Origin of the sequence: Rhodoplanes roseus, from assembly GCF_003258865.1 — a bacterium.
Taxonomy (GTDB): Bacteria; Pseudomonadota; Alphaproteobacteria; order Rhizobiales; family Xanthobacteraceae; genus Rhodoplanes; species Rhodoplanes roseus.
Genome location: NZ_NPEX01000213.1, coordinates 1 through 10,439 on the forward strand (window position 1 = coordinate 1; position 10,439 = coordinate 10,439).

Here is a 10,439-nt window from a genome sequence, read left to right on the forward strand (position 1 = left end):
GGCGCTGCCGCTGCCGCGCAGCGAGATGGCCTGGGCCACCGCCTGGGACGGCCGCATGCACATCGTCGGCGGCTACGGCGAGGGCCGGGTCGACCGCGCCTATCACCACGTCTACGACCCCGCCGCCGACCGCTGGCAGGACGCGGCCCCGCTGCCGCGCGGCGCCAACCACGTCGCGGTCTGTGCGGACGCAGGCCGCGTCTATGCGCTTGGCGGCTTCCTGGAGCAGAACCGCAACCCCGACCCCAACGCCTATGCCTACGAGGTGGCGTCGGACCGCTGGACCAGTATCGCGCCGCTGACGCGGTCGCGCGGCGCCGCCGCCGCCGTGGTGCTGGACGGCCGCATTCATCTGATCGGCGGTGCCGCCGAGCCGACCGCCGAGCGCGCCTCGATCGGCTGGCACGAGGTCTACGACCCCAAGGAGGACAAGTGGTCCTTGCGCAAGCCCCTGCCGGGCGCTCGCGACCATGTCGGCTGCGTCGCCCATGACGGCCGCATCCACGTGATCGGCGGCCGCTTCAACACCTTCGAATACAACACGGCGCTCCACCACGTGTACCTGCCCGACCGCGACACCTGGGAGGAGCGCAGCCCGCTGCCGACCGCCCGCTCGGGCCACGGGCTGGTGGTCTATCGCGGCCGGTTCTACGCGATGGGCGGCGAGGCCGGGCTGATCGAGCGCGGCCGCATCGTCCAGGGCAAGGTGTTCGGCCAGATGGAGAGCTACGATCCCGCCTCCGACACCTGGCAGCGCCATGCCCCGATGCCGACGCCGCGTCACGCCGTCGGGGCGGCGCTGATCGGCGACTGGATCCATGTCGCGGGCGGCGGTGCCGTGACGGGCGGTGCGCTGCAGTCGGCCGTGCACGAGGCCTTCACGCTGGGCTGAAGCCGGCGGCGGCACGCCCGAAGCATTTGACCGCGCGCGCCCCGGTCCTTAGACGAGGCGGACCGGGCTTTTCCGCTGCGCCGCCTCGTCCGGTCGCGGTGCGCGCGCCCGGCCCTGCCGGAGACGCCGCATGTCCGATTCCGTTGCCGACGCCCTCGATCCCGCCGCCCTTCGGCAGCTCGCCGAATCCTCCACGGCCTGGCCGTTCGAGGAGGCGAGGAAGATCGTCGCGCGGCTGAAGACGCATCCCAAGGACGAGGTGATCTTCGAGACCGGCTACGGCCCGTCCGGGCTGCCGCACATCGGCACGTTCGGCGAGGTGGCTCGCACCACCATGGTGCGCCACGCCTTCCGGGTGCTGACCGACGACAGGGTGAAGACCCGCCTGATCGCCTTCTCGGACGACATGGACGGGCTGCGCAAGGTCCCCGACAACATCCCCAACAAGGAGCTGGTCGCGCCGCATCTCGGCAAGCCGCTGACCCGCGTGCCCGACCCGTTCGGCACCCACGACAGCTTCGGCGCGCACAACAATGCGCGGCTGCGGGCGTTCCTCGACGCCTTCGGCTTCGAGTACGAGTTCGCCTCGTCGACCGCGTACTACAAGGCCGGCCGCTTCGACGCGACGCTGCTGGCGATGCTCGAGCACTACGACCGGGTGATGGAGATCATCCTGCCGACGCTCGGCCCGGAGCGGCGCGCCACCTACTCGCCGTTCCTGCCGGTCGATCCGCGCAGCGGCTTGGTGCTGCAGGTGCCGATGGTGGCGCGGGACCCCAAGCGCGGCACCATCACGTACGAGGACCCGGAGACCGGCGAGCGCGTCACCACGCAGGTGACGCGCGGCATGGTCAAGTGCCAGTGGAAGGCCGACTGGGCGATGCGCTGGGTGGCGCTCGGCATCGACTACGAGATGGCCGGCAAGGATCTGATCGACTCGGTGCGCCTGTCGGGCGAGATCTGCCGGGTGCTCGGCGGCACGCCGCCGGAGGGCTTCACCTACGAGCTCTTCCTCGACGACAAGGGCCAGAAGATCTCGAAGTCGAAGGGCAACGGGCTGACCATCGACGAGTGGCTCCGCTATGCGAGTCCGGAGAGCCTGTCGCTGTTCATGTATCGCGAGCCGAAGGCGGCGAAGCGGCTGCATTTCGACGTGATCCCGCGGCATGTCGACGAGTACGCCCAGTTCCTCGACGGCTACAGGCGGCAGGACGGCAAGCAGCGCCTCACCAATCCGCTGTGGCACATCCATTCGGGTGCGCCGCCCGACGTCTCTATGCCGATCTCGTTCACGATGCTGCTCAACCTCGTGTCGGCCTCCAATGCCGAGAACGCCGACACGCTGTGGGGCTTCATCGGCCGCTATTGGCCGGGCGTGACGCCGCAGTCCCACCCCAAGCTGCAGCAGCAGGTCGAGTACGCGATCCACTATTTTCGCGATTTCGTCCTGCCGGCGAAGCGGTTCCGCGAGCCCGCCGACGGCGAGCGCGCCGCGCTCCTGGATCTGCGCGACGCGCTCTCCCAGCTCGCCGAAGACGCCACTGCGGAGGCGATCCAGGAGGTCGTCTACGAGGTCGGCCGCCGGCCGCCCTTCCTGGACGAGAAGAAGAAGGGCAAGGACGGCAAGCCGGGCGTTTCGCTCGACTGGTTCAACCTGCTCTACCAGGTGCTGCTCGGCCAGGAGAAGGGTCCGCGCTTCGGCTCCTTCGTCGCCATCTACGGGCTGAAGAACACCGTCGACATGATCGACGGCGCGCTCGCCCGGAGTGCGTGAGGCCAACCGAACCCGCGGCGACGACGGCGCCCCTCTCGTCCGCCCTCACCCTGAGGAGGCCGCGAAGCGACCGTCTCGAAGGGGGAGGGCGGCCACGGCGTCGGCTGCGTCGGTCGGCGCCGCATGGTTCGAGACGCGGTCCAGGCGCGCGAGCGCGCCCGGACCGCTCCTCACCATGAGGCGTGAATTGGACTATGTGGCGGCCGATGACGGCCAGCGGTGCCTGGCATATAAAGTCCGTCCATGACCCTCGCCGCCTACGCGCTGATCGCCGGCACCATCGTCGTCTCGTCCTTCGTCTCGGGGATCTTCGGGATGGCGGGCGGGATGATCCTGCTCGGCGTGCTGCTGACCGTGTACGACGTGGCGACCGCCATGGTGCTGTTCTCGATCATCCAGTTCGCCGCCAATGGCTGGCGCGCCGTGATGTGGCGGGCGCATGTGCGCTGGAGCATCTTCTGGTCCTACGCGGCCGGATCTCTGCTGGCCTTCGGGGTCATGCGGCTGATCGCCTTCATTCCCGACAAGGCGACCGTCTATCTGACCCTCGGCGTGATGCCGTTCCTGGTCGAGATCCTGCCGAAGGATGCGCGGCCCAACATCGAGTGGCGCGGCATGCCCTTCGTGGCCGGCCTGCTCACCACGGTGGTGCAGTTCCTGTCCGGCGTCGGCGGGCTCTTCCTCGACATGTTCTTCCAGAAGAGCATGATCGACCGGAAGACCACGGTGGCCACCAAGGCCGTCACCCAGACCTTCAGCCACCTGCTCCGGGCCGCCTATTTCGCGTCCTTCGCCAGCGCCGCCAAGATCGAGCCGCTGTGGGCGATCCCGCCGGCGCTGCTGCTCAGCATTCTCGGCACGTCGCTCGCCGTGCTGGTGCTGGAGCGGATGACCGACCACGGGTTCCGCCACTGGACCCGCCTGATCATCATGGCGATCGGCGTCGTCTATCTGTGGCGCGGGGGCCTGCTGGTGCTGGGCGGCTGAGCGGCCGCCGCCGGCGTAGCAAAACCGTCACACCGGCCGGCCTCCGTGTTAACGCAACGTAAACGCGCTGGCGGCGGGTCGCCCCGGCCGCGTAGGGTCGCTCTCGGGGACACGGATCGAGTTCGCGGGAGTACGCGAGGATGCGTGCCGTGGTGTTGGTTGTGCTGGTGGGGCTCGGGGCGGGCCTGGCCGGCTGCTCGAAATGCGACATCCCGACCTGGGGCTACACCTCCTGCCGGGCCGGCGTTCCGGTGCAGTGAGGACCGGCCCGGGAGCGCGGACCACAGGGCCCGCGTCCCGGAGCGGCAGATCGGACCTCAGCCGGAGCGCAGGATGAAGCGGCGGTTGGCCTTCTGCACCGGCCGCGCATTCATGGCGTAGAGCTTGGCGAAGCCGGCGACGTCGGTTGCGGCGACCTCGACCGGGTCGGTCATCAGCAGCCATTCGACCGTCTCGGCGCAGGGCGGCGTCGTCAGCGAGCCGGTGTAGCGGTAATAGGCGCGGCCCTTCGGCAGGAACGCGTTCGGGTCGATCGCCGCGTCGGCCGGCACGGCCGGGCCTTCCTGCTGCGGCATCGTGCCGATCACCTTGGCGAAGGACGGGTTGGCGGCCCCGGTCTTCATCAGCACGCCGACCACGGCGAGGCCGCCGGCGGCGTTCTGGTGCACGAAGTGCACCTCCATCGGGAAGCTCTGGCCGTCGACCGTGTGCTCGCTCGGCCGGTGGAAGTGGAACTGCAGCAGCTTGTAGGTGTCGCCGCCCAGCGACAGCGTCGAGCCCGGCGCGGCGTTGACCTGGATGGTGTGGCCGTTGTTGACGATGGTGGCGGCCTGGGGCGCCCATTTGATCTCGAGCGGCGCCAGCTCGGCCCGGATGGTGTGGTCGATGTCGATCGGCGACTGTTGCGAGCCCAGCGTGCAGACCTTGCTGGCCGCGTCCATGTCACCCCAGTGCGCCGGGCCGTGCTCGCCCTCGTAGCCCCAATGGGCGGTCTCCGCCGCGAAACCCGCCGGTCCGCACAGCGGGCAGAGGGCGAGGCCGGCCAGGGCCTTCAGAGTGTTGCGCCGATCGAGCTTCATGGGGCCTCCAGGCTTGTGCGGCGAGCCGGGACGGCGCCGATCGGCGCCGTCGCTGCGACTCGTTCGCACGGGGACAAGGGTTCCCTCATACCGTGCGCCGCCCCGCCGCGGCAAGACGCCGAATGGGGCGATTCGCCTGACAAGCTTGAAGATCCGTCTATCGTCGTGGTTGAGGAGAGGTTGCCGCGACGGCTACTCGGCGGGCGAGCCGGCCGGGGCGGCCGGGCGCAGCAGGCGGGACTGGAGGTCGAGGCAGGCGGCCGCGAAGCTGTGGCCGTCGGTGACGATTTCCTGGATCAGCGAGAGCGGGGTCGGGCTCGAGTTCTGCACCCTGCCGACCACGGTGCCGAAGTCGAACGACAGTTGCGCCTCGTATTTTCGCGCGAGCTGCTGCATCCGCTGGTTCTCGGAGAGACACGAGACGTGCAGGAGCTTGATGCCGCGGTTGCGTGCCGCGAGCAGGCAGCGCTCCAGCAGGGCCGAGCCGATCCCGTGGCTCTGCCACGGCTTCTCGACGCTGAACGCCGCCTCGGCCTCGCCGTTGTGTGCCGGGCCGAGCAGCCGCAGATCCGCGGCGCCCCGCAGGATGCCGCCGACGAAGAAGCCGTGGATGATGGTGTCGGTGCCGTCGATGGCCTCGCCATAGGCGCGGATCATCTCGTCCGAGACGGCGCCTCCGAAGCGGCTGCGACGGCTGTCGGCGTCCAGGCGCAAGAGATGGTCCCGATAGGCATGCGCCTCGATCGGCCACAGCTTGCGGATCAATCCGCCTTCGATGAACACTTCCTGCATTCCGGGGCTCCTGCGCTTTCGCGTCTTCGGTCCCGGACGTTCCCCCGCAGTGTGCCGATCCTTGCCGGCGGCTTTTGCTGCAACGCAACATAAGCACGACATCATCGAACGCCAGGGGCCACCATCGCAGGACTGGTATCGCGGAAAGTTGATCCAGCGTAAGCAGGTCGGAAAAATTCCTGTTTTGAGACAAGGCTTTCGACTAAAGTCGTAGCGCGGCGCCCGGTCATCCCGATGCCTCCCGGCGACACGGCCCCGAGTCGGGCCGGCCGCAACGTGGCGCTTGTGGACCCCGGGCCTCCCCCGCTAATGGAGGGCGCAGCCCCCGCCGTCCGGAACCCGACTTGTCCATCACCGAGCGATACGCCGCCCTCGTCGCCGCCGGAGAGATCGAGCGCGACCGCGCCCAGCTGCGAATCGTCGAAGCGCTCGGCGAGCTGCAGGAGCGTCTGGTCCGGGACCGGATCGCCCGCAAGTCCTCGGCGCTGGGCTGGCTGTTCGGCGGTCGCGAGACTAAGCGCCAGCCGTTCGTGCGTGGGCTCTATCTCCATGGCGAGGTCGGGCGCGGCAAGACCATGCTGATGGATCTGTTCTATGCCACCAGCCGGGTCGAGCGGCGGCGGCGGGCGCATTTCCACGAGTTCATGGCCGACGTCCACGAGCGCGTACACGTCTATCGCCGGCGGCTGAAGGCGGGCGAGGTGTCGGGCGGCGACCCGATCGCCCTGACCGCCGCCGACCTGGCCGACGAGGCGTGGCTGCTGTGCTTCGACGAGTTCCACGTCACCGACATCGCCGACGCGATGATCCTGGGGCGGCTGTTCACCAGGCTGTTCGGGCTCGGGGTCGTGGTGGTCGCGACCTCCAACGTGGCGCCCGACGACCTCTACAAGGACGGGCTCAACCGCGCCTTGTTCGTGCCCTTCATCGACCTCCTGAAGCAGCACATGGAGGTGATGCGCCTCGACGCGCGGACCGACTATCGTCGCGAGAAGCTCGCCGGCGTGCCGGTCTGGCACGCCCCGGACGACGCCCGCGCCGACGCCGAGCTCGACGACGCCTGGGCCCGCATCACCAGCGGCCACGAGACCAGCGACCACACGATGACCGTGAAGGGGCGGGTGCTGAAAGTGCCGCGCTCCGGCATGGGGGCGGCGCGCTTCTCGTTCCACGACCTGTGCGAGCAGCCGCTCGGCGCCTCGGACTATCTGCGGATCGCGCACGAGTTTCACACCATCGTGCTCGACCACGTGCCGGTGATGGACTTTCCCCATCGCAACGAGGCCAAGCGCTTCATCGCGCTGATCGATACGCTCTACGACCACGGCGTGAAGCTGGTCGCCTCGGCCGAGGCCGAGCCCGAGGGGCTCTATGTCGCGACGGTCGGCTACGAGGCGAACGAGTTCAAGCGCACCATGTCGCGGCTGATCGAGATGGCGTCGGAATCCTATCTCGAGCTGCCGCACGGAAGTCGCGGCGCCATGTCCGGCGACACCGCCGGACTGGTCGAGACATGAACGGTCGGCCGCGACGGCCGGGCCTGCGGGCCTGGTCTGAACTGTCGACTGAGACCTTCGCGCGTCTTCTGGCGCACGAATTCGGCCCTAGATGCGAATACGGTCGCGACGGCGGGGCGCGACTTGAACGCTCGACGGGAACGCGATAACACCCGAAATCCCCACCGGACATCCAGGTTCGAGGAACTTCCCCACAATGGCACGGCAAAAAATCGCGTTGATCGGCGCGGGTCAGATCGGTGGCACGCTGGCCCATCTGGTCGGGCTCAAGGAGCTCGGCGACGTCGTGATGTTCGACATCGCCGAAGGGATTCCCCAGGGCAAGTCCCTGGACATCGCGCAGTCCTCGCCGGTGGACGGTTTCGACGCCCGTTTCTCCGGCACCAACTCCTACGAGGCGATCGAGGGCGCGTCCGTCTGCATCGTCACGGCCGGTGTGCCGCGCAAGCCCGGCATGAGCCGCGACGATCTGCTCGGCATCAACCTGAAGGTCATGGAGCAGGTCGGCTCCGGCATCCGCAAGTACGCGCCGAACGCCTTCGTGATCTGCATCACCAACCCGCTCGACGCGATGGTGTGGGCGCTGCAGAAGTATTCGGGCCTGCCCAAGCACATGGTGGTCGGCATGGCCGGCGTGCTCGACTCGGCCCGCTTCCGCTACTTCCTGGCCGACGAGTTCAACGTGTCGGTCGAGGACGTGACGGCCTTCGTGCTGGGCGGTCACGGCGACACCATGGTGCCGCTGACCAAGTACTCGACCGTCGCCGGCATCCCGCTTCCCGATCTGGTGAAGATGGGCTGGACCACCCAGGCCCGCCTCGACGCGATCGTCGACCGCACCCGCAACGGCGGCGCCGAGATCGTCAACCTGCTCAAGACCGGCTCGGCCTTCTACGCGCCGGCCGCCTCGGCGATCGCGATGGCCGAGAGCTACCTGCGCGACAAGAAGCGCGTCGTGCCCTGCGCCGCCTATCTGAACGGCGAGTACGGCCTGAAGGACACCTATGTGGGCATTCCGGTGGTGATCGGCGCCAAGGGCGTCGAGCGCATCGTCGAGATCGAGCTCGCCGGGGCCGAGCGGGCCGCCTTCGACAAATCGGCCGAGGCCGTGAAGGGCCTGATCGACGCCTGCAAGAAGATCGCTCCCGACCTCGCGTCCTGAACGCGATCGGACGATCCGACCCGATGACAGCGAAACGGGGACGCCTGGGCCGCGGCCTGGGCGCCCCCGACGAGTGTTGTGATGGCAACGCCGTCCGGCGCCGCCGGACACCAGCGGGGTGTGGGGCATGAATATTCACGAATACCAGGCCAAAGCCGTGTTGCGGGAATTCGGCGTACCGACACCCCGCGGCATTGCGGCCTTCTCGGTCGAGGAGGCCGTCAAGGCCGCGAACGAGCTCGCCTCCGCCGTGACGGTGGTCAAGGCACAGATTCACGCCGGCGGCCGCGGCAAGGCCGGCGGCGTCAAGGTGGTGAAGACGATCGAGGACGTCGAGAAGGAGGCCAAGCGCCTGCTCGGCTCGATCCTGGTGACGCACCAGACCGGGCCGCGCGGAAAAGAGGTGCACCGGCTCTACATCGAGGAAGGCTCGGCGATCGACAAGGAGTTCTACCTGTCGGCGCTGGTCGACCGCGGCACCGGCCGGGTGTCGTTCGTGGTGTCGACCGAAGGCGGCATGGACATCGAGCACGTCGCCGCCGAGACGCCCGAGAAGATCGTCTCCTTCTCGATCGATCCGGCGACCGGCGTGATGCCGCATCACGGCCGCCTCGTCGCCCGCACGCTCGGCCTCAAGGGCGACCTCGCCAAGCAGGCGGACGTGCTGATCGGCAAGCTCCACGAGGCCTTCCTGGCCAAGGACATGAGCATGCTCGAGATCAATCCGCTGGTCGTCACCAAGGACGGCAAGCTGATCTGTCTCGACGCCAAGGTGTCGTTCGACTCCAACGCGCTCTATCGCCACCCGGACATCGTCGCGCTGCGCGACCTGACCGAGGAGGACGAGAAGGAGATCGAGGCGTCCAAGTACGACCTCAACTACATCGCGCTGGACGGCACGATCGGCTGCATGGTGAACGGCGCCGGCCTCGCCATGGCCACCATGGACATCATCAAGCTGTACGGCGAGTCGCCGGCCAACTTCCTCGATGTCGGCGGCGGCGCCTCCAAGGACAAGGTGACGGCCGCGTTCAAGATCATCACGGCCGATCCCAACGTGAAGGGCATCCTGATCAACATCTTCGGCGGCATCATGCGATGCGACGTGATCGCCGAGGGCGTGATCGCGGCCGTGAAGGAAGTGGGCCTGCCGGTGCCGCTCGTGGTGCGGCTCGAAGGCACCAATGTCGAGCTCGGCAAGAAGATCATCGCCGAGTCCGGCCTCAACGTCGTGTCGGCCGACGACCTCGACGACGCCGCCCAGAAGATCGTCAAGGCCGTGAAGGGAGCCGCGTGATGTCCGTCCTGATCGACCGCAACACCAAGGTCATCTGCCAGGGGTTCACCGGCAAGAACGGCACCTTCCACTCGGAGGCCGCGATCGCCTACGGCACCAAGATGGTCGGCGGCGTCGCTCCCGGGAAGGGCGGCCAGACCCATCTCGGCCTGCCCGTGTTCGAGACCGTCGCCGAGGCCAAGGAGAAGACCGGGGCGGACGCCTCCGTCATCTACGTGCCGCCGCCCGGCGCCGCCGACGCCATCGCCGAGGCCATCCAGGCCGAGATCCCGCTGATCGTCTGCATCACCGAGGGCATCCCGGTGCTCGACATGGTGCGGGTGAAGCGCGCGCTCGAGGGCTCGAAGTCGCGCCTGATCGGGCCGAACTGCCCGGGCGTGATGACCGCCGACGAGTGCAAGATCGGCATCATGCCGGGCAACATCTTCAAGCCCGGCACGGTCGGCATCGTGTCGCGCTCCGGCACGCTGACCTACGAGGCGGTGTTCCAGACCACCCAGGTCGGCCTCGGCCAGACCACGGCGGTCGGCATCGGCGGCGACCCGGTGAAGGGCACCGAGTTCATCGACGTGCTGGAGATGTTCCTGGCCGACGAGGCGACCAAGTCGATCATCATGATCGGCGAGATCGGCGGCTCGGCCGAGGAAGAGGCGGCGCAGTTCCTGGCCGACGAGGCCAAGCGCGGGCGCAAGAAGCCGGTCGTCGGCTTCATCGCCGGCCGCACCGCCCCGCCCGGCCGCCGCATGGGCCATGCCGGCGCCATCATCTCGGGCGGCAAGGGCGACGCGGAGTCGAAGATCGCCGTCATGGAGGCCTGCGGCATCACGGTGTCGCCATCGCCGGCCCGTCTCGGCACGACCCTGGCGGCCGTGCTCAAGGGCTGAGCCGACTGCCCGGGAGCCTTTCGCTTCGTACGAATCGAGCGCCGCGACCGGAAGG

At 68.6% G+C, this 10,439-nt stretch carries 9 protein-coding genes; 7 read left to right on the forward strand and 2 right to left on the reverse strand.

Annotation, left to right across the window (positions count from 1 at the left end):
• From CH341_RS22975 to CH341_RS22985, 3 genes are all read left to right on the forward strand, one after another.
• Positions 1–892: Kelch repeat-containing protein (locus tag CH341_RS22975; RefSeq protein WP_111421320.1), on the forward strand; the 892-nt coding region annotated here is incomplete at its 5' end.
• Positions 893–1,022: 130 nt separating this feature from the next.
• Positions 1,023–2,666: a lysine--tRNA ligase gene (locus CH341_RS22980; RefSeq protein WP_111421321.1), complete on the forward strand. Its 1,644-nt coding sequence runs from the start codon at positions 1,023–1,025 to the stop codon at positions 2,664–2,666.
• A 243-nt stretch (positions 2,667–2,909) separates the two neighbouring features.
• On the forward strand, positions 2,910–3,653 hold the full coding sequence (locus tag CH341_RS22985) for a TSUP family transporter (protein ID WP_111421322.1): 744 nt from the start codon (positions 2,910–2,912) through the stop codon (positions 3,651–3,653).
• Between the two features lie 317 nt (positions 3,654–3,970).
• On the opposite strand, the gene CH341_RS22990 is transcribed toward CH341_RS22985, so the two are convergent.
• On the reverse strand, positions 3,971–4,732 hold the full coding sequence (locus tag CH341_RS22990; RefSeq protein WP_111421323.1) for a carbonic anhydrase: 762 nt from the start codon (positions 4,730–4,732) through the stop codon (positions 3,971–3,973).
• A 192-nt stretch (positions 4,733–4,924) separates the two neighbouring features.
• Positions 4,925–5,524, reverse strand: coding sequence for a GNAT family N-acetyltransferase (locus CH341_RS22995; RefSeq protein ID WP_111421324.1), 600 nt, complete (start codon positions 5,522–5,524; stop codon positions 4,925–4,927).
• 344 nt (positions 5,525–5,868) lie between these two features.
• Between CH341_RS22995 and zapE the strand changes: the two genes are divergently transcribed.
• The 4 genes from zapE (at position 5,869) to sucD (ending at position 10,384) form a co-directional block, all read left to right on the forward strand.
• A complete protein-coding gene (gene zapE / locus CH341_RS23000; RefSeq protein ID WP_111421325.1) occupies positions 5,869–7,041 on the forward strand; it encodes a cell division protein ZapE in 1,173 nt (390 codons plus the stop codon).
• A gap of 196 nt (positions 7,042–7,237) precedes the next feature.
• The gene (mdh, locus tag CH341_RS23005) at positions 7,238–8,203 is read left to right on the forward strand and encodes a malate dehydrogenase (RefSeq protein WP_111421326.1); all 966 of its coding nucleotides are present in this window, start codon (positions 7,238–7,240) and stop codon (positions 8,201–8,203) included.
• 127 nt (positions 8,204–8,330) lie between these two features.
• A complete protein-coding gene (gene sucC / locus CH341_RS23010) occupies positions 8,331–9,500 on the forward strand; it encodes an ADP-forming succinate--CoA ligase subunit beta (protein WP_111421327.1) in 1,170 nt (389 codons plus the stop codon).
• On the forward strand, positions 9,500–10,384 hold the full coding sequence (gene sucD, locus CH341_RS23015) for a succinate--CoA ligase subunit alpha (RefSeq protein ID WP_111421328.1): 885 nt from the start codon (positions 9,500–9,502) through the stop codon (positions 10,382–10,384). The genes sucC and sucD overlap by 1 nt, the downstream gene beginning before the upstream one ends.
• The last annotated feature ends 55 nt before the right edge of the window (positions 10,385–10,439 follow it).